Raw genomic sequence first — 21,371 nt, 5'->3', positions numbered from 1 at the left:
CAGGGGACGGAATAGATTATAATCTTAAAGACGTTACCCAATTAGATGGTATTGAAGGCACTAATAGCAATCTAAATGGCACGGATGGAAAAGCAGCTTATATATTTGAAACCGATATTAATAGTAGCGCTGAAGATAATGTGATTTCTGTAAATAAAGGCATTGCGATTCGTGGCGGAAATGGTGGAAAAGGTAAATTTGATGAAAAAAGTACTAATGTAGGAACGGGCGGCAATGGCGGAGAAGCAATTAATGGCGATCGCCTCAAGATTAATAATAGCGGTGATATTAAGGGGGGCGACGGCGGCGGAAGCGGTGTTACTGGGGACTATAAATATAGTGGACTAGGTGGAAATGGCGCAATAGCTATTCATGGAAATCATTTAGAGATTAATAATAGTAAAATGTGTACTATTTCTGGTGGTAATGGTGGTGCTCATAGTGGTCATGGCGGCACGGCTATTTTAGGTGATTATCTAACAATTAATAATAAAGGTATTATTTCGGGCGGAGCTGGCTCTTACGGTGGTTATCGGGTTGGGTATACACATGGAGGGAACGGTGGAAGCGCTATTAAGGGAAATCATTTGAAAATTTATAACGATGGGAGCATTTATGGTAGTCCTGCTCAAGATGGTGGAGTTGTATTAGACAACAACACGTCGACACAAATTATTGGGAAAGGCGGTGACGGTGGAATAGGTATTTGGGGGAATAATTTAACAATTATAAATAGTAAACTAGGCATTATTAGTGGTGAAGCGGGAGGACGATCTGGATTAGCCGGTACTGGTCAGGCTGGGAATGGTGGTGATGCAATCAATGGTAATAATTTGACAATTACTAACAGCGGAAGAATTATGAAAGGTCATAAAAACGATATCAGCAATAACAATCTAAGTAAAGACGGTGATGCTATTCATTTTTCTTCAGGTAAAAATAGCTTAACGATACAAGCAGGATCAAAAATCCAAGGTGATATAGTGCTTGCAGCTAGTTCTGACAATATGTTACACATTACCAGTGAAGCAGAAACCACCATTGAAGGTAATTTAATAGTGAACAATAACGGGAGAGTGATACTTTCTGGCAAACAAGTTTCATTTAAAGAAAATGCCGAATTCACTAACGAAACATCCCTAACTTTTGATAATGGTGCACGCTTACATGCAAACAAAATCATTTTTGATAAGACAAAAATTAATACTAATGTTACCGATTGGGATCAACAAGATATTATATTAGCAAAGGCGGATAATGGGATTATCGGTAATTATAAACATATCTCTAATAATTTGTTAACGACAGGTGCGAAAGACTACGCTGGAGCAATATTAACAGATAAAAAGAAAACCTTAGCATACGGACTAAAATGGAATGATATTGGCGGCGATAGTCATGGAACATTTGATTTAAAACAGGGAAGCATTCTTAATCTTCGTGTAAAATTAACTAATAATGATTGTGATAACAATAATAATTGGGATGGGAAAAGTTTAACCAAAGATGGTCTTGGAACGCTACAACTTTCTACTAAGAATGACTATACTGGTGAAACGAATATCAACAACGGTATGCTTAAATTAGGTATCGATGATGCGATAGTCAATACTTCTAAGCTAAATATTGCCAAAGGAGAAGGTCCAAACCAAAGCGCTATTTTAAATCTAAGTGGTAAGGACCAGAAAATCAAAAAGATCAATAATGAAGGAATAATTCTTATTAATGATTTAAATGCAACTAGCAAAGTAGAAAAAGTCACGGTAACAGGTAATATGGATAATCGCGGTATGTTGATCCTCAATAATTGCCAAAATTGTGAAGGGCAAACTTATGTCCAAAATGGTGATTGGATGGGTTATGGCGGTACTGTGCAGTTTGGCGCGATCCTTGGTGATGATAACAGTACAACGGATAAACTGGAAATTACTGGAACTGCAAAGGGGATTACCAAGGTTAGAGTGATAAATGGTGGAGGGCTTGGTGCAAAAACAGAGCAGGGTATTGAACTAATTACTACAACAGGTGGTTCAGACCAAGGCGCTTTTGTGCAAGATGGGCGTATTGTTGCTGGTAACTATGAATATTATCTACAACAAGGAACGGCTCAGGGTAATAATATGAAAAACTGGTATTTGACCAGTAAGGTAAAACCAGATAACAATATTCACATTTCTCGCCCAGAAGCAGGAAGTTATGCCATTAATTTAGCTACAGCTAACACCGTATTTAATATGCGTTTACAAGATCGACAAGGTAGTGACTGGTTCGTTGATCCTATCACTGGAGAAAGTAAATATAACGATGTATGGACAAGAATTGTTAGAGGCCATAACCAACATACTATGTCTGATAAACAATTAAAAACTACGGCTGATTACACCGTATTTCAGATCGGTGGAGATATATTGACAGACTCATTTACTGATCTAGATCAGTGGTATTTTGGTTTAACCAGTGGTTATACTAAACAAAACAGCAACACCCGCAACAATCTTTCTGGGTATAGTTCCTATGGTAAGGTGGAAGGTTATAGCGTAGGTATTTATAGCACATGGTATCAAGATACCCAACAACGTATTGGCGCTTATGTGGATAGTTGGATAATGTATAACTGGTTTCACAATACTGTTCAAGGAGAACAGCTAGCTCAGGAAAAATATCACAGTCAGGGTATTACTGCATCTTTAGAAACAGGTTATGAATATAATGCAGCCTCATACTTAGCCGCAGAAGGTATACAAAGCGATGTGTATATTCGTCCACAGTTCCAGATTAAATGGTTAGATGTTAAAGCTAATGATCATATCGAACATAATGGCACTCATGTTTATGGCAAAGGCAATGGTAATATCCAAACAAATCTTGGTATGCGTTTTTCTGTAGAGCGATACAATATAAGAAGCGACTCTACGAACCGGATAGAGCCGTTTGCAGAAGTTAACTGGTTACATAACACCAAGCAATATGGCGTTAATATGACTGATGCCACCAACAATATACAAGGTACTAATAATATGGCTGAAATTAAACTCGGTTTCGAAGGGTATATCAAAGCTAATTTACATTTATGGAGCAACGTGTCACAACTAATCGGTAGCTATAGCCAACGTGAAACCCTGTGTATGGCTGGAATAAAATATATGTTTTAAATGGAACGATTAGGCAACACAAAAAATAAAAGCACCTTTAGTAAGGTGCTTTTTACTAATGCTATTCTGGATAAATTAGATAATTGTCCTTTTTAGCTTTTTACACGCTAATTGTACCAACTCCAGGAAAGTATATCTTTTTGTTTAGTATTCCGAACAACAATTTCAGTTAAGGCTATAATAAGACTCTCCTTTAGAAATCAGCTTAAAAGCTAGGATTGGTATGCAAAATAAGAGATTCGTTTAAAACGATAAGAGTCAATTAGATCGAATTAGAATTGCACTAAATTTAAGTAACTGTTGGTGCATTTAAGTAAATGTATCAGTATATGAAAGAAAATTAACTATTAACTAAAAACTATTAACTTTTATATTTTAGTAAAATACTTGGCATACACATTTTGAATTGGAGCGGGAAACGAGGTTCGAATCCAGCTTTATAACCTGTTGTATATAAAAGAATTATCCAGACACCAATATTGCTTTTGCTAACCTTTTGGACTATTTTTTGGACTAGTTCTTAGCGGTTCTTAATGGATGTTTATGGACTTCTACGGACTCAAAGTACAAAAACCACTTTTTTACTAATCCTTACTTATACATTTTAGAATATTAATTTATTATAATACAAGCTATTTATTAACATCTTGAATAAAATATAATCAGGTCGAAATCCACTATCCGCAGATAAACTCAAATTAAGATAAAAATCGATTTAATAAATTTTAAACTTAATTATGTCAACAAAATCATCATTTTGATGATATCACTATTTTTCTCATTACAAATAATTTTATCTTGATTTCGGAAAGTAATATCATTTCAAGAAAAACTTTCAAATTTTACCAATAGACAAATCAAGCTATCTTTAGATGATAAATTGGTGCAAATAGAGTCCTCACCTTTGCTCTTTTGTCCGCCAGAGCACAAGGGGAGAAATTTCGATATTGATAAGTGCAATACACTGGCCCCCAAATTCCGTTTTGACGGCAAAGAGTTTGTTATTAGCCGGTAAGCCAGATAGCTTAAAGCCGATGATGATGTCGACTTTTCTTTAAAACAGATTTAAGGATAATTATATGCCAAGGGTCATTTTAGTTCGTGATTTGTAGGCAGTGAACACGATGGATATCACACAAGCTCGGTGATTGAAGGCTCTTCTACAGTCACGATAGATAACCGTCAGGTTGCCCACGATAGCGAGGCTAATTTGCACGCTTTTATGACCGATAAACCCGCTTGAATAAGCGAATATGCACACAATTTTTTTTCGGCCATCACTAACCCTTTTTTACGAAATTCTCCTTCATGGCATGGTTTTCGAGGCTGACTCCGCAAACAACTTTTTAAGTTTAAAATTTTCATCTTCAAGCTCTTTTAGTCTTTTAACATCTAACAGTATCTAAATAGCTGGAATGATGTTAACTATTTTGTCTATATTTATGAATAATATGGCCTCAAGATTTAAATAATCTCCTTTATAAACTCAGCAATCCGTTTGCACCTAAAATTCAAAATTAATGATTTATAGGCCAAATTTAATATAAAAATAATTTAACAGTACCATGTATTGAAATTTGCATATTTTCTTTATACAATAAAAATATCCTTACAAAAACAATGGGTATTTTTAGTGTCGACTTATTAATATTTATCTTAACAGTAATGTAATGGAGGTTAGTTTATATGAAAAATCAATCAAACAGAAAAATTGACATTATTTATAACATTACTAGAGTTTGTCCATGGGATTGTGCTATATGTTGCGTTGATGCTTTACATGTTAAGAAAAAGAATAATAGTCTCATTATTCGTAGTGAATCTCTTTCTAAAGAAGAAATTTACCCGCGACTTAGTGAGGAAGAAAATATTTATGAAAAAGCAACTAATATTTTAATAAATAATAAAGAGGAACTGAGTTTAGAACAAAAAAAACAAGTTATTGATAATCTTGAAGGCTTTAATGTAAAAATTGATATATCAGGTGGTGATGCACTAATTAACCCACAAAATATTGAACTTCTTAAATATGCATCAAATAAATTAGGGAAAGAGAACGTAACTTTAACTGCAACGGGACTTGGAATTGCGAAATATGATATAAAAATGTTAGCATCACTCGTGGGTGAATATAATTTTACTTTTGATGCTGAAGATATAGATGATGTTGCAAATAGACCTAATGCTTATGCAATTGGAAACTTAAAAATAGGAGAGCAGTTTCACAAACTCAATTGTAGCACTAGGGCCGAGTTACCATTAACAACAGATATTATTAATCGAGCTCATCTAGTAAGATTATATAAAAAATTACATGAGAGAGGAATTGATAAACTTTTAATTATGCGTTTATTTCCCGTCGGTCGGGGAATGTTGTTAAAAGAAAAAATACCATCTATTGAACAGTGCAAATTAGCAATTGAAGTTTTACTTGAACAAGAATCTAAATATGGATCACCACAGATAAAACTACAATGTGCATTGAAACATCTTTTTCCTCAATTTAATAAACATCCAGGTGAAAATCCTTGTGATTTAGTTTCTAATTCATTCGGGATTACCCCCAATGGTACATTACTAGCATCGCCTTGGGCTTATAACGCATCAGGTAAACCATTAGGTGAAGAGTGGGTGCTGGGAAATTTAAGTAATCAGACATTATCCGAAATCTTTGACTCTCAAAAATATAAAATCATGCTATCTAAAGTTAACGAAAATGTAGGCCATTGTAGAATATTTTCTTTCTTTAATTCGCAAAAAAGTTTACCTATTGAACGAATATTTGATTCAGCTGATCCGCTTTATAATAACTTATAAAATGAAATTGGAGGAATAATATGTGGGATAAAAGATTATCAACCTCATTAGGACCCATTAAGCTAAAAAATCCTTTTTTAATAGGTGCAGGCCCTGCATCTATGTATCTCGACGATATAAAACGAGCTGAAGAGGAGAATGCTGGAGGGGTCATTTCAAAATCAATTGGTGCGCATAACTCTAATGAATCAATAAAGCCAACAGATATACGTAGGTATAAATGGATTAGAGGATATGGAAATTATTTAAAATCTACTTATTTAAAAGAAATTTTACCAATGGATTATGGAATGAGGTTGATAGAAAACGCCAAAAGTCAGTGTGATATACCTATTATTGCATCTCTTTTTTATCCGTATTTTTTTGAAGAAAATAGTATTGATATCTGGTTATCGCTTTTTAAAGAGGCTGAAAAAGCTGGTGCGGATGGGATACAAATAGATTTTTTTTACTTAGACTTAAAAAAAATGTGTAATGCGGACATTTATAGAGTGATAGAAATAATAAATCGATTAGCTCGATCAGTTAAGATACCTGTATTTCCCAAATTAAACATTAGAATGGATGATGATTTGATTGATGGTATTATAACTAATTGTAATGTAGGGGGACTTATTTATCTTGACTCTATAAATGTCCAACCATACATTGATATTTCTAACAAAGGAAGACCCATTTTTGATGGAGATCTATACGATTCGTTAACTGGAGCATCAAATAGTGTAGTTGCAGGAGAGCCCTTACTGCCTTTTACCTTTAATTATACACAAATCTTACGTTCCAAGACTAATTTATCTTTATCTGCTGGTGGTGGATTAGATAAATGGCAAGATATAATTAGATGTCTGATGCTTGGTGCTAATTCAATTCATTTGACGTCTGTAATTATGAAAAAAGGATTTCAACATATTAATGGGTTAAAGGAAAGTTTAAATAAATTTTTGGATAAAAATGAATATAATACATTACTTGATTTAATCGGAGTCAGTTTAGAACATTATCCAGAACACTTTGGTAAAATAAAAAGTAGAGAAACTTTACAAGTTAAAACAACACTATTAGAGGATAAATGCGTTAAATGTAATATATGTGAAAATATGGTTACTTGTAACTCGTTTAAAAGTATTCCGTATAATTTTGATAAAAATTGTGATGGTTGCTCAATGTGCCATGATTTATGTCCAGCAAAGGCTCTAGTATATGACATACACTAATTCCATGAACAAAAATAAGATGAATATACCAAAGCTACTATTAAATCAGGCTTGGCCTATATTTATAGGCCAATTGGCTGTTACAAGCTATTCCATTATTGACTTGATAATTGTTGGGCATTTCTCTTCTCTTGACATTGCTATTGTGGGCGTTGGGGATAATGTTTTTTTTACTATTTTTATTGGATTTTCTGCAATTTTGTTAATATTACCCCCCCTGTACGCTCAAAAATATAGTGACGGAGGGTTTGAAAATGTAAAAAATTTAACTGCGCAAGGATTCTGGTTAGCAATAATACTTTCGATTATTGTTTGTTTTATATTATTAAACGCAGAGCCACTGATTAACATTAGTCATCTAGATGAACAGTCATTTTTTAAAGTCAATGAATATTTAACAATTTTAATTATAGGTGTTCCTGCGTTATTAATTTATAAAATTATTTTTGCCTATGCCTCAGGAATTTATAAGCCTAAAATAATTATGTTTACAAATTTTATCGGACTTGCGATCAAAGGTGTACTTACTTATCTTTTTGTTTTAGGATTCTATTCCATACCAGCTATGGGAGTTAATGGATGCGCATTAGGAACCGTTTGTGCGTCGTGGTTAGTTCTTATAATAGCTATTTGTATCTTTTTTAAAAAGAAAATCCCATTGTCAATTTCGTTCAAAATTTCAACTAAGACACAACTTTTTTTATTAAAAACTGGAGGCCCAATTGGCCTCACTTTCTTAGTAGATTATAGCTCCTTTACTATTATAGGTCTATTGGTTGCTAATTTGGGATTGACTACAATGGCTAGCCATCAAATCGCTGCGAATGTGTCTTACATTTCTTATCTAATCCCTTTGTCAATAGGTAGTGCCTCTTCAGTAATTGTGGGGAGTTATTTGGTAAAAGAAAATCAATTAGCAAAAAAAGTAGGGTTTTCATGTATCAAATCAGGGGTTTTAATTGCTTTTATATATAGTTTATTGCTTTTTTTGCTAAGAAAACAGATTGCTTCATTTTATACAACTGATCAAATTGTATGTGATGTCGCATCCTTATTAATTGGCTTTGTTGCTTGTTATCATTTTTTTGATGCGATTTATACAATAGTTAGTGGCGTATTGCGAAGTTTTAATAAAACATTTATACCAACTCTTATTCTAGGTAGTTGCCTATGGGGAATAGGATTATGTGGTGGTTATTTCTTGACTTTCGATGGTGAGTTTGGGGTGAAAGGATTTTGGTTTGCGCTGATTATTGCGGCGATTATAGCATCAAAAATTACATTGTTATATTTTCATAATATAACCCTACCAAATAAGTATAAAGAAGGATAGCTTTATGAAATATTATGAAATAGACTGCAAAAATATTATTATAAAATCTAAATTACCAGACACTGATTATGTTGTAAATCCCTATATTGGTTGTAGTTTTTCCTGTTTATATTGCTATGCAAGCTTTATGGGGAGATTCATTGGCGAGCCTGTCGAAAACTGGGGGAATTATGTTTATATAAAAAAAAACTCAGTAGAGATATTTGATAAACAATTAAAAAAATTTTTAGATAAAAATTCGAGCTCAACAATATTTTTTAGCTCAGTAACAGATCCATATTTACCTCTTGAAAAAAAATATCAACTAACGAGGAATATGCTTGAAATATTAAAAAATACCAATTACCCTGGTTTGATAAGCATACTCACAAAGTCAGCTTTAGTGCTTAGGGATATAGATGTTTTGCAAGGTTTAAAAAATGTTGAAGTAGGTTTTACTATTACTTCATCTCAGGATCGTATAAGCCGAGCACTAGAGATAAAAGCGCCATCTATAACGAGCAGATTAGATGCATTACATAAACTGAATAGTCATAATATTAGAACTTATGCATTTCTTGGACCAATATTACCCCATCTTCTTCAAAATCCTTCTGAATTAGAATCTCTTATTTCACTTGTTGCACAAACAGGTACTAAATCTGTTTATGTAGAACATATAAATTTAAGCCCTTATATAAAACAAAAAATAGTTTCATATGATAAAACGTTGGCAAGCACCTATCTATCTTTGAAAAAAAACAAGATCCAAATAAATGACGATTTTATTCGAGGTTTGTTAGATAAATATGGACTTCACTTGCGATTAGGAAATGTGATTGAACATCGTAAATAAAATGAAGGTGAATAACAATGGATATTAACGAGCTATATTTACATCAATTTAAATCTTTTCTCCTTAAAGCAAAGTTGCATGGTTATGCTGGAGGGGATAGATTAAAAATTCGCTCCAGTGATTTTTCCAAAAAATATTTATATGAAGAAGATGAATTTAGTTATGAAGATCGTTACTTCGGCGAGTTTGTTGATATGGGACAGGAAATTGTTAGGTATAAAGGCATCCCTGTGTGGGGAATGAGCTATAGAGGCGGGATATTTTCCTTATATGATGACAATAAACAAAAGGTTTTCAACTTTTTAAGATTAGCATTGAACGAGGTAGATAATCAGCTACCTATTAGAGGTCCAACTCTTTATCAAAACGGCACATATACCTACAAAAATTGTACTTTAGGTGATTTAATGTCATTTACTGGGCATGAGGAAATTTGGGAAGGTAATGAACAGATATGTTTTAGATACTATTTAGGGGGAATGATAAGAGGTAGATATAATAAAGAAATGAAAGTAATTTAAACAAAAAATTCATCATAAAGGTAACATATTGAATATGTGCATAATTAATAAATTCGATTTTATCTTAAGTAGTTCAAATTTAGAAATAAAGTCTAAAGATTTTGATGATAATAAAAATATAATTTTTCTATTCCCCCCATTATCTGGCTGGGGGATTGTTTATGAAAACATTATAGGAAGAGTTGAAAATTATTCTTTTTATTGTTTTGATTTTTATGAAGATATTTTTCCTGAAAAACTAATTGATATTTATTGTCATACCATATTTAAACTTTCAAAAAATAAATCAATTTCAATTATGGGATATTCAGCAGGAGCTAATATTGCTTTTGAAGTTATTAAGAAATTAGAAAGTGTCAGTATAAAAATTGATAAACTGATAGTTCTAGATGCTCCACTTCGAGATAAAAAAATAATAATGGATCATATTGAATTAAAGGAGTTTAATGATGGTTTTTATAATTATCTGGTTGATGTTGGGTTTATAAGAAAATTGAAAAAATATTCTAAGTTAGATCCAGATGTACTAAATAATAAAATTATGAAAAGACATTCAACTTATAAATATTTTTATAATGAACTAATCAATTATGGTTATTTAGCTACTGATGTATATTTAATCAAATCAGAAAAAGCATCAGATCTTACCGATAAAAATATAGAAAGATGGTGTAATCAGGTAAATGGTAATGTTAAAATATTTTCTGGAGGTGGAGATCATTTCTCAATGCTGAGTTACCCAAATGTTCAAAAAACATTAAGTACGTTAAAAAGAATATTTTAAGTGTAGTAGCTCGAATTTAATCTAACAGACGCTAATTATTCATGGTGTTGTTCAAATTGATCCAATTTGTTTTATTTCGTACATTTTGTACGAGGAATTTATGGTAACCAAGGATAAATTTGAGGATAAAGACTTCATCATTTTTTCATAAATAGTGACAATGTAGCAAGAATAACTACTGAAGTGTGATCCACAAGCATTCGCTTCATTAAAAGCAAATATAAAAAATGATAGATTGCAACTCCTATCTACCATTTTGTATTGATTTTATTTTTAATTACTAAGTCTAATATAGTTCTATCTCGTTATTATCTAACGCCTCAAAAATCATTGATGATTGTTGAGGTAAGTCTTTTGCCACTTGCTTGATGAGCTTTTCTCTAAGATCTACTTCAAAAATTTTATAGAGTTTCTTTGAAATGTATTCACATAAATGCTTCGAAGCTGTTTCAATGTCATTACTGGCTAATGCTTTACACAATGCCTTGGAATATTTTTTTGCCTCATTGATATCTACAGTAAATATCCCATCTTTAGTGGCATAAACATTATCAGCAGATTCATACGCAGGTATAGCATTTTTGTAGTACCACAAACTTTTAAAATTTAGTATTTGTAGTTGATGACCATCATCAAAAGCCAAAGCAATTTGAAAGAGTTGGTAAAGTTCGACTTCTCCCTCTTCATTGAGTTCACCAACAGCATTGGCCAGATGATAAACTTGTTCTAAAGATAGCTAGTCAATATTTAGACGAACTGTTCAAAAAATACATTATCACAATAACATAATTTTTGGACTAGTCAAAAAAACTCATTCCGTTTTTGGACTGTTTTTTGGACTAAATTCTCTTGGATGACTCTGGATTATTCTGTTCTATACTGGAAAGTAAAACCGTTAAACTACTTGCAAACTCTAGGTTTTGCGGACTTTAACGGACTATACTGGATGTTATATTGGAGCGGGAAACGAGGTTCGAACTCGCGACCCCGACCTTGGCAAGGTCGTGCTCTACCAACTGAGCTATTCCCGCATAATAAGAAGAGTCTATTTAATGGTGCCCGGGGCGAGACTTGAACTCGCACGACCAAAAAGGTCGAGGGATTTTAAATCCCTTGTGTCTACCGATTTCACCACCCGGGCATCTCGTCAAGATGAAATTTCGTTAGTGCATTTCGTCGTTGACTTAATATGGTGCGTATTATACCTATAATAAATTTTCACGCAATAGCTGTTTTTACTTTATTGAATCGATTGCTTGTTTTTGCATCATTCTGTATCTTCATTGAGCAAATCAGGATGAGAAATCCACAAATATTGGCACATAGACCAAAGTGTGAGTAAAGCTGCTAAGTATAAAGCAATAATGCCCGCATTAATGACCAAACTATTCGGTCGCCATAATAACCACGTTAATGCAGTCATTTGTGCGACGGTTTTAATTTTACCTATGATCGATACTGCAACGCTTTTTCGTTTGCCTAGCTCAGCCATCCATTCTCTAAGTGCTGAAATTAAAATTTCTCTGGAAATCATAATTACTGCAGGGATCGAGATTAACCATGAATGATAGTGTTCGGTAATTAATACGAGTGCGATTGTCACCATTAATTTATCAGCTACCGGATCTAAAAAGGCACCAAAACGTGTCATCTGTTTAAGTTTACGCGCTAAGTAACCATCAAACCAATCCGTTACTGCCGCAACGAGAAAGATCAACGCTGTAATAAAAGCCGACCATGAAGTGGATAAATAAAATGCAACTATAAAAAAAGGAATAAGTGCAACGCGAAATAAAGTTAAAATAATAGGGATGTTGAATTTCATGACATCGGCTCTTTTAATTAATAGAGTATTAATAATAAAAACAATAAGTTATATTTTATGACAAAATGGTTAAATTTTTTAATGTTATGTTGCCTGAAAAAGCTTATTTTTTCAATGGTTGATACGATTATTGATTAATATTGTAAATGAGCATAAATTTTTTCAGCTAACGCTTTAGAAATACCTGGGACCTTAGCAATCTGTTCAACACTGGCATTTTTTATCCCCTGTAATCCACCAAAATGTTTTAATAATGCCTGACGTCTTTTAGAACCGACGCCTTCGATTAACTCTAAAGCGCTTTCCTGTACTACTTTTACTTGTTTCTTACGCTGTCCAGTAATAGCATGATGATGAGATTCATTACGAATTTGTTGAATAAGCAATAACGCAGGGGAATCAGCTTCAAGATAGACCCCATGCCCATGTGATTGAAAAAATAGCGTTTCTAGCCCCTCTTTACGTTCAGAACCTTTTGCGACACCAATCAATATAGGTTTTTGTTTATCCCAATTAACGTTTAATTGTGCAAATACGGCTAAAGCTCGATCGAGCTGTCCTTTTCCGCCATCAATAAATATTACATCAGGAATTTTGTCTTCGGGTAATGTTTTTTTATCATAACGACGGCGTAATACTTGCTCCATTGCAGCATAATCATCACCTGGAGTAATATTAGTGATATTGTAACGGCGATATTCTGATTTTACTGGCTGGTGTTCATTAAAAACCACGCAGGATGCAACGGTATTTTTGCCAGAAAAATGGCTAATATCAAAACATTCCATACGTTTTATTTCTGGCAGTTTAAGAAACGATTTTAATTCATCATAACGTTGCTTAAGTGTGGCGCTTTGTAGTAACTTATTACTCACTTCTTTTTTGGCATTCATCGTCGCCAGCTGTAATAGTCTGGCATTATCCGCTTTGGGTGTGGTAACAATTTTAATTTGGCGATTAGCAATAAGTCCTAATGAATCTTCAAGAGCTGCTCGATCGTTTAATTCATAATCGAGTAATATTTTTTTGGGAATTTGTCTATCCGCATGACCTTGCAAATAAAACTGACCTAAAAAAGTCTCGATCACTTCGTCAAGTTCTGTATGTGATGGTATTTTAGGGAAGTATGAACGGTGACCAAACGTCGTACCATTACGGATGAATAGAACATAAATACCAGCAATGCCTGCTTCATAGTGAAATCCAATTACATCCATATTATCGCTATTGTTATTGGCAATAATTTGTTTTTCGGAAATCTGTTTAATGGCCTGGAGTTGATCACGTAATTGCGCTGCTTTTTCAAAATTAAGCGTATCACTTGCTTGTTGCATATCGATAGATAGTTTAGCAATAATTTTTTCACTGTGACCTTGTAAAAAGAGTCTTACATAGTTAACTTGTTCAGCATAATCATCATCACTAATTAATCCTTTTACACAAGGACCTAAACAACGTTTAATTTGATACTGTAAACAGGGGCGCGTTCTATTTCGATAAATAACATCTTCGCATTGACGTATTGGGAAGGTTTTCTGTAACAAGAGTAAAATATTTTTAACCGCAAACGAATTGGGATAAGGACCAAAGAATTCATCATTTTTTTTGTTGATGGTTCCCCTAAATATAGCAATACGAGGGTGAAGTTCTTTACTTAATTTGATGAATGGATAACTTTTATCGTCTTTAAGTAAAACATTATACCGTGGTTGATGTTTTTTAATGTAAGTTTGTTCTAGTAATAATGCTTCAATTTCAGTATGCGTAATTGTATATTCAATATGGTGAATATGACTGACTAAGGTATCAGTTTTTAATGATTTCTTACTACTATTAAAATAACTCTTTAGACGTTTATTGAGATCTTTGGCTTTTCCTACGTAAATAATTGTACCATCAGTACTAAACATCTGATAAACCCCAGCATTGTGGGGTACATGCGCCAGAAAGGTTTTTGCATCAAAAGGAACCGTTTGCATATTAACCCTTAAAAAACTCCTTGTATTTAGGGGGTCTCAAAAGCCAAGGCTTTTTTCTCTACGCTTCTCATCATGGCACTAAGTAAGCCATTTATCAAGAGGTATATTCCCCCTGTTATCATAAATATTGAGAACTCATAATAACGTCCATTTAAGAATTGATTATACCCCATCAAGTCCATTAATGTAATGGTTGATACTAAAGCGGTTCCTTTAACAACAAAAATAATTTCGTTCGAATAGGAGGAGATTGCCCTTTTGAAAGCGTAAGGCATAATAATCTTTAATGTTTGACTTTTATTCATTCCTAGGACAGCGCAAGCTTGCCATTGACCTTGTGGTATTGCTTTTAATGCGCCATAAAATATTTGCGTTGTGTAAGCAGCACTATTTAATGTTAAAGCGATAAATGCACACATCCAAGGGTGTGAAATCAGTGACCATACCAGCGGCCAATTTTCGCGAATGGCGGGAAATTGTGTTGGTCCATAATAAATAATAATAATTTGCACTAGCAATGGTGTACCAGTAAAAATTAGAATATAGAATTTTATACTAGCTATTAATAATTTATGTTGGCTATTTAATAAAATAGTTAACACTATAGATAATAGACAAGCAGCAATAATCGCGGCCACGCTTAAGGATATCGTTGTAGGTAAACCTTTTATTAATATTGAGGTGTAGTTCAAAAGCTTATCTAGCATAGGAGGCTCCTTGTTCAAAATAGAGTGATTTTTTTTCTAATTTTTTTAAGAACCATTGGCTAATTACTGAGATAAGTAAATATAAGCTTGCGGCCATTAAGTATCCACTGAAAGGTTGTTTAGTATAAGAAATAATGCTAAGTGTTTGCATCATAATGTCATTGACGGTAATAAGCGACACCAAGGCGGTATCTTTAAGTAATACTAACCATTGATTGCCTAAACCAGGTAAGGCATGTCGCCATAATTGCGGAAGTTCAATACGCCATAATATCCTTGCTTTACTTAATCCTAATACTTGAGCGGCTTGGCGCTGTCCAGGAGAAATGGCTTTAAATGCGCCACGTAGTGTTTGCGAGGCGTAAGAAGCATACAATAAAGATAAAGCAATAATGCCGCAAATAATTGGGCTGATATCAAAATTTTCAATATTATGTTGGATCGTAATATCAGTAATGAATAAATGCATTGTAAATCCATCAGCAATAGCATTTAAAATCATAGGAATGCCATTATAAATAGCAATCACAACGAGAATTTCAGGTAATCCTCGAATAATCATAACCAATAATGTGGTCGTTTTTGCAACCCATCTAAAACTATTTGCTTCTAATACAGCAAATACCAGCGCCAATAGTAGTCCTAATAGTAAAGAACTTAGCGCTAAATATAAAGTGACTCCCGAAGCTTTAAGTAGCAAAGTAAAGCTGCTATCTAAAAACCATTGTGACATAAATTAATCTTCTCTTAAGTAGTTAGAAAAAGACAAACACATCCAAAAGTGTTTATCATTACGTATCTGTTTTGATTAACTATTCATTATGGATTAGTAAACCATTTATCATAAATTTGTTGATAGCTACCATCTATTTTCATCTGTTCTAAAGCCTGATTAAAAATTTCAACTAGCTGATCATTTCCTTTATGTACTGCAATTCCTAAACCAGAGCCAAAATAGTCAGGATCAACAATATTATTGCCTAATATAGCTAAGTTGCTATCACTTTTAATCCATTCATCAGCTAAAGCTCTATCACTGAATATCGCATCAATACGTTTACTTTTCAGATCTAGAATGGCATATTGATAAGTTACATAGTTGACTAATTTTATTTGTGGAAATTGTTCTAAGAGATATTTTTGATATGTGGTGCCATTTTGAATACCAACTCGTTTCCCTTTAAGCGCTTGTATGGTTGATAATGCCTGTTTCTGCGTTAGAAATGCCGCCGAATTAAGGTAATAAGGTTGGCTAAACATAACTTGTTCTTTGCGTTCTGGCGTGATATCAATACCAGATATCGCTGCATCAATACGGCGCGTTTTTAAACTTGGAATTAAGCTATCAAAAGATTGATTAGTAAATTTACAATTGAGTTGTTTTATTTCACAGATTTTCTTGGCAATATCAATATCAAAACCAACTAATTGATTATCTTTATCATAATATTCAAAAGGTGCATAAGTTGCCTCTGTACCAAAAGTAATATGTTGAGCGAAGGCCGAGAAACATAAGCTACTAAGGGCTAAAATTAATAAACACGTTCTCATTTTGTCACCTTAATGTGATAAGTAAGCCTTTAAATTTTCTGTTTTGGGAGATATTAGACACGTAGCATCACCTTGCTCAATGATCTGTCCATTTTCCATATAGATGATTTGACTAGCCACTTTTTTAGCAAAATCGACCTCATGAGTTACGATAATTTGAGTAATACCACCGTCAGCCAACTCATTGATAATCTCTGCTACTTGAGACGTGCTTTCTGGATCGAGTGCTGCAGTTGGTTCATCAAATAGTAATATTTTAGGCTCCATCATTAATGCGCGCGCGATGGCAACACGCTGTTGTTGTCCACCTGATAAATGTAAAGGATAACGTTGACTAAATGTGGATAGTTGTAAACGTGTTAGCAAACTCATCGCTTTCTCAATAGCGTCTTTTTTATTCATCCCTAACACTTGGCATGGCGCTTCAATCAGATTTTCCATGACAGTTAAATGGGGCCAAAGATTATAATTTTGAAAAACCATGCCAACATCTTTTCTTAATAAATGCACGATGTCATCTTTAATCGGTTTAGAAAAATCGCAAAAAATATCTGCTATTTTCATTGAACCTGAAACTGGTTTTTCAAGTAAATTAAATACTTTTAATAATGAGCTTTTACCGGCACCACTAGGTCCTAGAAGCACAATAGTTTCGCCTAAAGGATAGCACAAACTTACATCACATAATGCTTGGTGTTTCCCGTAAAAGCAGTCAATATTATTTAATGCTATATTCATTCTGTCTCAATTTTTAAACAAGATTTTGATTAAATATTACATTTTATTGCATAAAAATGCAATAATAGTTTAGTTTAAATCTTTACCAATATTAGGATAAGCCTTCAATTGTTGATGACGGATTATCGTTAGCTTTATCATCGTCTTGAATGATGGGTAATGTTGGTCCTAAAAACTTTGGTCCCTTATGTAAAATGTATAAATCAATAAAAGCACTTAATCGAGCAAATAATTCGCGTATTTTTATTAATTTCATTTTTTTAGGGGAGGGGACGGCATAACATTGCGCTAAAATCCCTTGATATTGAGCAATAAAAATTGCTCTTTCACAGTGAAATTGCTGGGTAATAATGGTAAAGTTTTGCGCATTAAACACACGATTAGCACGTACAATTGAATCCAAGGTCCGAAAGCCTGCATAATCTAAAAATATAGCAGAAGCAGGTATATCGGCCTTTAAGAGATCTTTACGCATTGTTTTGGGTTCATTGTAGTTCATTGTCGAATTATCACCACTTAATAGGAGATAATTGACTTTATTGGCAAAATAAAGCTCTGTTGCTCCCAAAATACGTTGCCTATAAAATTCGTTGTAACCGCCTCCACGAACATATTTAGATGTTCCTAGTACAACGCCGATAGGTCTAACGGGTAGATCATCAATGTTGTTATATATGTAAGGGACTGTCTTATAGATTATCCAACAATCAAGAGTGATAATTAATAGACAGCTAGCAATGATTAAATAATATAAGTGTTTAATTATCTTTTTTATATTCATGATGTACTCGTATAGATAATTAGAAATATTGGTAAATAAATAACATTATTGGAAATAAAAAAGGTGCCGTTATGGAAGTGAAAATACCGCAAAGAACTAATGCTAAGGTACTATAAGCACCTTCTTGGTAATCTACCTCAATACAACGCGCTGTACCAACAGCATGGGATACGGCACCAATAGCTAACCCTCGAGCTGCGGGCAATTTGACCTTAAATAGATTAAGAATTAAGTGTCCAAATAGTGCACCTGATATGCCGACAAAAATCACACAAAATGCAGCAATAGAGGGTATACCTGATTCGGCTGCGGATATGGTCACCGCAATTGGCGTTGTGACCGATTTCGGTAAGATACTGGCTGCAATTTCAGGACTAGCACCAAGCCAAAATGCAATACAGACACCAGTAATCATAGCGGAAATAGACGCAATAGCGGTTATAAACATAATTGAACGCCAGCGTTCTTTAATTTGTGGTAGTAACTCATAAAGTGGATAGGCTAGCGCAACGACTGAATAAGACAAAAGATCATTAAGGATTTTCACATTTGCTGCATATTGACTATAGGTTACTTTGGTTAATAACATAATAGGTATTAAAATTAAGACAGAAACTAATAATGGATTACACAGAGGTGTTTTAACTAACTGTGCTAATTTTTTTGCTAAGAAAAAAACCAATAACGTTAATGCTAGCATCCATAACATAATTACATTTTCCTTATATTAACGTGTATGCAGATACTGAGTTAAGTATCCTACTAATAATAGAATAAGAACAGTACTGATTAAACATCCGATAATAATTGGTAAGAAGTTGTTTAATAATAAACTGTAATTATCCATGATCCCCATTCCAGCAGGAATAAACAGCAACGTCATATAGCGCATAAATAATTTACAACCACCTTCCACCCATTGGCTAGGTATGAGCTGGAAAACAAGTAAAAAGAAAAGTAATAGTAGACCGATAATACTGCCAGGAATCATTATAGGTAATAATGACGATAGCAAATTACCTATTTGTAAACAGGACAATATAATCAGAAAGGCGCGTAAATAACCAAACAAGCTAGAACATAATGTATATATACGATTTTGTCGATGTTGTTGAGCTGATAAAAATTTTTTCATAATAGAAATGTCAAATTTCCTTTTTAAAATACCTATCATACGCCATTATAAAATAATACGCTAACATTTATAATTATCAAATAAATCATATAGTTATAAAGTTGCTTATTTTATCTAATACGTTTAGCTATTTTAAAAATAGTATTATTATGTCCTCAGGTAAACAGGACAAGGAAGTCTTAATTTTTCTATTGTTCATTAATACTAGTTAGCCATATTTGTTGTCGATAAAATAGCAGTGCGAGGTTAAATTATTAATAATGATTTTAATTATGTGACATTGTCACCTATTACTGTAATAAATATATACAATAATCATAAAGATCCTTAATCAACTTAAGCTTATCAGGTGATTGTTGATGGATTGTTGCCTGTTGTTCAAGTTTTAGTAGATAATCTTGTATGACATGTTGATTTAATTTATCTTCTCGATGCAATTGCCATTGTACTTGCTCTGATTGACTTAATTGTTCTAGATAATTACGTGCTTTATATCGAAAAAATATGGTTTTCATCCGTGGATCGTCAAAAGTAGGATTAAGTGCTGCCAGTTGTTCAGGCATTGTAGATCTAATCGTTTCACAAATAGATTTATCATAAGAATTTAGGAAACCTTGATATAGTTTGCCATCCACATCCTTTATCTCGGGATACGTATCTGGTATAGAAAATAATAAGGTAATTTTATCTTGAATTAATTTTTGATGGTTGCGAAGTAAATTAAGATTATTTAAACATTGATCACGATCTATGTGTAAGCGTTTCGCGTTTTCAGGTAGTAGTGTTTTTGCTGGTGCCACAACAGGGCATTTATTTATATGGATTAATTTTAATGGTATCCGTGTTTCTTCAGGTGCTAAATCTTCATTTTTAGTATATAACCGTTGTTTTAATTCAGTTATATCATAATCTAATAAAAGATTAACATCCCCCATTAAATCACAAACCACGATGGCATTTGATTGTAGAGGATGCCAAATAATAGGTGCTATCCAACTGGTATTACCTCGATAAGCACCTAACATACCTGATACGTGGACTAAAGGTGTCATTTGTACAATATCAAATAGCTGAGCGACTTGATTTTTATTCCTTAACGAAAAAAGATAGTCAAAAAGTTTAGGTTGCTGAGTTTTAATTAGTTTGGCAATAGCGATTGTCGCATAAACATCTGACATAGCGTCATGAGCATGTTGATGTTCAATATTATTGGCTTTGGTTAAGTGCTCAAGACGGAAGCTAGGACATTCATTTTCATTTAATGGCCAATTAATCCCCTCAGGTCTTAATGCGTAACAGGCTCTTACTACATCGAGTAAATCCCATCTAGAATTACCATTACACCAACTATAGGCATAAGGGTCATAGAAATTTCGATAAAAAATATTACGGGTGACCTCATCATCAAAACGAATATTGTTATAGCCTAGGATACAGGTATTTGGTAAATTAAACTGCTGTGCAATTTGCTTAGCAAATTCAGCCTCACAAATCCCTTCTTTTATTGCTCGTTGTGGCGTAATACCCGTAATTAATGTGGCAATGGGATCGGGTAGATAATCATTAGGAGGACGGCAATACATGACTAGCGGTTTATCTATAATATTAAATTCGCTATCGGTTCTTATACCAGCAAATTGGGAAGGCTTATCATAAGCAGGATTGATGCCAAATGTTTCATAATCATGAAAGTAAAATGTTGGTTGTAAATTTGCGTTTGTCATTGTTTATGTTTGTTTCCATTTGTTAGCGTAAACCATTTTCAATAAAGAGGTTTTTAACTTATTTTGTTTTAGTTTATCTTAGTTTTTTTGTAATTGTTTTACTTTGTTCGCTTGCAATTTTGTACATGATGAGTACATAACTACATTTTAACTTGTGTACAAAATATTATTATGTCTTTAAGTGATACAAAACTAAGAACTTTTCTCAATAAAGTTATCCTTTCCATTATTGCTACAACAAAAGTTTTTAAATAAATATATTTTAATCTGCTATT

At 33.2% G+C, this 21,371-nt stretch carries 18 protein-coding genes, 2 tRNA genes and 1 pseudogene; 7 read left to right on the top strand and 14 right to left on the bottom strand.

The features are described 5' to 3' along the window. Positions 1 to 3,152, top strand: a 3,152-nt coding sequence (locus O970_RS07110; RefSeq protein WP_024496426.1) for an autotransporter outer membrane beta-barrel domain-containing protein, incomplete at its 5' end; no start/stop codon positions are given. Positions 3,153 to 4,337: 1,185 nt separating this feature from the next. Here O970_RS07110 and O970_RS07105 read toward each other — a convergent pair. Next, positions 4,338 to 4,545: pseudogene (locus tag O970_RS07105) on the bottom strand (IS3 family transposase); the annotation flags it as partial. A gap of 293 nt (positions 4,546 to 4,838) precedes the next feature. On the opposite strand from O970_RS07105, the gene O970_RS07100 reads away from it, so the two are divergent. Genes O970_RS07100 through O970_RS07075 form a run of 6 tightly spaced genes read left to right on the top strand, consistent with a single transcriptional unit; the run spans position 4,839 to position 10,656 of the window. Further along, a complete protein-coding gene (locus O970_RS07100) occupies positions 4,839 to 5,969 on the top strand; it encodes a radical SAM/SPASM domain-containing protein (RefSeq protein WP_024496424.1) in 1,131 nt (376 codons plus the stop codon). Between the two features lie 20 nt (positions 5,970 to 5,989). Further along, entirely contained in the window at positions 5,990 to 7,183 is a 1,194-nt protein-coding gene (locus tag O970_RS07095) for a hypothetical protein (RefSeq protein WP_024496423.1), read from the top strand. After that, positions 7,170 to 8,516 carry an MATE family efflux transporter gene (locus tag O970_RS07090; RefSeq protein ID WP_024496422.1) on the top strand — a complete coding sequence of 449 codons (1,347 nt, stop codon included), beginning with the start codon at positions 7,170 to 7,172 and terminating at the stop codon, positions 8,514 to 8,516. Before O970_RS07095 ends, O970_RS07090 begins: the two co-directional genes overlap by 14 nt. A gap of 4 nt (positions 8,517 to 8,520) precedes the next feature. Continuing rightward, the gene (locus tag O970_RS07085) at positions 8,521 to 9,351 is read left to right on the top strand and encodes an SPL family radical SAM protein (protein ID WP_024496421.1); all 831 of its coding nucleotides are present in this window, start codon (positions 8,521 to 8,523) and stop codon (positions 9,349 to 9,351) included. Between the two features lie 17 nt (positions 9,352 to 9,368). Next, positions 9,369 to 9,872, top strand: a complete 504-nt coding sequence (locus tag O970_RS07080) for a DUF5680 domain-containing protein (RefSeq protein WP_024496420.1) — start codon at positions 9,369 to 9,371, stop codon at positions 9,870 to 9,872. Between the two features lie 34 nt (positions 9,873 to 9,906). After that, positions 9,907 to 10,656 carry a thioesterase domain-containing protein gene (locus O970_RS07075; RefSeq protein WP_024496419.1) on the top strand — a complete coding sequence of 250 codons (750 nt, stop codon included), beginning with the start codon at positions 9,907 to 9,909 and terminating at the stop codon, positions 10,654 to 10,656. Positions 10,657 to 10,942: 286 nt separating this feature from the next. Here O970_RS07075 and O970_RS07070 read toward each other — a convergent pair whose 3' ends face one another. From O970_RS07070 to sbcB, 13 genes are all read right to left on the bottom strand, one after another. Continuing rightward, positions 10,943 to 11,299, bottom strand: coding sequence for a hypothetical protein (locus O970_RS07070; protein WP_024496418.1), 357 nt, complete (start codon positions 11,297 to 11,299; stop codon positions 10,943 to 10,945). A 312-nt stretch (positions 11,300 to 11,611) separates the two neighbouring features. Further along, positions 11,612 to 11,687, bottom strand: a tRNA-Gly gene (locus O970_RS07065). Between the two features lie 22 nt (positions 11,688 to 11,709). Next, positions 11,710 to 11,797 (bottom strand) — tRNA-Leu (locus O970_RS07060). 126 nt (positions 11,798 to 11,923) lie between these two features. Beyond that, positions 11,924 to 12,481, bottom strand: a complete 558-nt coding sequence (gene pgsA, locus O970_RS07055) for a CDP-diacylglycerol--glycerol-3-phosphate 3-phosphatidyltransferase (RefSeq protein ID WP_024496417.1) — start codon at positions 12,479 to 12,481, stop codon at positions 11,924 to 11,926. Positions 12,482 to 12,615: 134 nt separating this feature from the next. Further along, a complete protein-coding gene (gene uvrC / locus O970_RS07050) occupies positions 12,616 to 14,460 on the bottom strand; it encodes an excinuclease ABC subunit UvrC (protein ID WP_024496416.1) in 1,845 nt (614 codons plus the stop codon). Positions 14,461 to 14,486: 26 nt separating this feature from the next. Next, entirely contained in the window at positions 14,487 to 15,167 is a 681-nt protein-coding gene (gene artM / locus O970_RS07045) for an arginine ABC transporter permease ArtM (RefSeq protein ID WP_024496415.1), read from the bottom strand. Next, positions 15,157 to 15,900 carry an arginine ABC transporter permease ArtQ gene (gene artQ, locus O970_RS07040; protein ID WP_024496414.1) on the bottom strand — a complete coding sequence of 248 codons (744 nt, stop codon included), beginning with the start codon at positions 15,898 to 15,900 and terminating at the stop codon, positions 15,157 to 15,159. Before artQ ends, artM begins: the two co-directional genes overlap by 11 nt. An 86-nt stretch (positions 15,901 to 15,986) precedes the next feature. Then, the gene (locus tag O970_RS07035) at positions 15,987 to 16,718 is read right to left on the bottom strand and encodes a transporter substrate-binding domain-containing protein (protein WP_024496413.1); all 732 of its coding nucleotides are present in this window, start codon (positions 16,716 to 16,718) and stop codon (positions 15,987 to 15,989) included. 9 nt (positions 16,719 to 16,727) lie between these two features. Continuing rightward, positions 16,728 to 17,456 (bottom strand): arginine ABC transporter ATP-binding protein ArtP, encoded by a 729-nt coding sequence (gene artP / locus O970_RS07030; RefSeq protein WP_024496412.1) that lies wholly within the window; start codon positions 17,454 to 17,456, stop codon positions 16,728 to 16,730. A 91-nt stretch (positions 17,457 to 17,547) separates the two neighbouring features. Continuing rightward, a complete protein-coding gene (locus O970_RS07025) occupies positions 17,548 to 18,237 on the bottom strand; it encodes a SanA/YdcF family protein (protein ID WP_051318614.1) in 690 nt (229 codons plus the stop codon). A 19-nt stretch (positions 18,238 to 18,256) separates the two neighbouring features. Next, positions 18,257 to 18,946 carry a CidB/LrgB family autolysis modulator gene (locus O970_RS07020; RefSeq protein ID WP_024496410.1) on the bottom strand — a complete coding sequence of 230 codons (690 nt, stop codon included), beginning with the start codon at positions 18,944 to 18,946 and terminating at the stop codon, positions 18,257 to 18,259. 18 nt (positions 18,947 to 18,964) lie between these two features. Then, complete coding sequence (locus O970_RS07015) at positions 18,965 to 19,372, bottom strand: CidA/LrgA family protein (protein WP_081685285.1); 408 nt, start codon at positions 19,370 to 19,372, stop codon at positions 18,965 to 18,967. A gap of 290 nt (positions 19,373 to 19,662) precedes the next feature. Next, complete coding sequence (gene sbcB / locus O970_RS07010; protein ID WP_024496408.1) at positions 19,663 to 21,096, bottom strand: exodeoxyribonuclease I; 1,434 nt, start codon at positions 21,094 to 21,096, stop codon at positions 19,663 to 19,665. Positions 21,097 to 21,371: the final 275 nt, after the last annotated feature.

Source organism: Candidatus Schmidhempelia bombi str. Bimp, from assembly GCF_000471645.3.
GTDB lineage: Bacteria > Pseudomonadota > Gammaproteobacteria > Enterobacterales > Orbaceae > Utexia > Utexia bombi.
Note: the sequence above shows the minus strand (reverse complement) of the source record. Positions and strands in the feature narration are given on the sequence as shown.

Coding starts and splice junctions, on each gene's coding strand:
- O970_RS07100 (WP_024496424.1), top strand. CDS start 4,839: ATGAAAAATCAATCAAACAGAAAAATTGACATTATTTATAACATTACT.
- O970_RS07095 (WP_024496423.1), top strand. CDS start 5,990: ATGTGGGATAAAAGATTATCAACCTCATTAGGACCCATTAAGCTAAAA.
- O970_RS07090 (WP_024496422.1), top strand. CDS start 7,170: ATGACATACACTAATTCCATGAACAAAAATAAGATGAATATACCAAAG.
- O970_RS07085 (WP_024496421.1), top strand. CDS start 8,521: ATGAAATATTATGAAATAGACTGCAAAAATATTATTATAAAATCTAAA.
- O970_RS07080 (WP_024496420.1), top strand. CDS start 9,369: ATGGATATTAACGAGCTATATTTACATCAATTTAAATCTTTTCTCCTT.
- O970_RS07075 (WP_024496419.1), top strand. CDS start 9,907: ATGTGCATAATTAATAAATTCGATTTTATCTTAAGTAGTTCAAATTTA.
- pgsA (WP_024496417.1), bottom strand. CDS start 12,481: ATGAAATTCAACATCCCTATTATTTTAACTTTATTTCGCGTTGCACTT.
- uvrC (WP_024496416.1), bottom strand. CDS start 14,460: ATGCAAACGGTTCCTTTTGATGCAAAAACCTTTCTGGCGCATGTACCC.
- artM (WP_024496415.1), bottom strand. CDS start 15,167: ATGCTAGATAAGCTTTTGAACTACACCTCAATATTAATAAAAGGTTTA.
- artQ (WP_024496414.1), bottom strand. CDS start 15,900: ATGTCACAATGGTTTTTAGATAGCAGCTTTACTTTGCTACTTAAAGCT.
- O970_RS07035 (WP_024496413.1), bottom strand. CDS start 16,718: ATGAGAACGTGTTTATTAATTTTAGCCCTTAGTAGCTTATGTTTCTCG.
- artP (WP_024496412.1), bottom strand. CDS start 17,456: ATGAATATAGCATTAAATAATATTGACTGCTTTTACGGGAAACACCAA.
- O970_RS07025 (WP_051318614.1), bottom strand. CDS start 18,237: ATGAATATAAAAAAGATAATTAAACACTTATATTATTTAATCATTGCT.
- O970_RS07020 (WP_024496410.1), bottom strand. CDS start 18,946: ATGTTATGGATGCTAGCATTAACGTTATTGGTTTTTTTCTTAGCAAAA.
- O970_RS07015 (WP_081685285.1), bottom strand. CDS start 19,372: ATGAAAAAATTTTTATCAGCTCAACAACATCGACAAAATCGTATATAT.
- sbcB (WP_024496408.1), bottom strand. CDS start 21,096: ATGACAAACGCAAATTTACAACCAACATTTTACTTTCATGATTATGAA.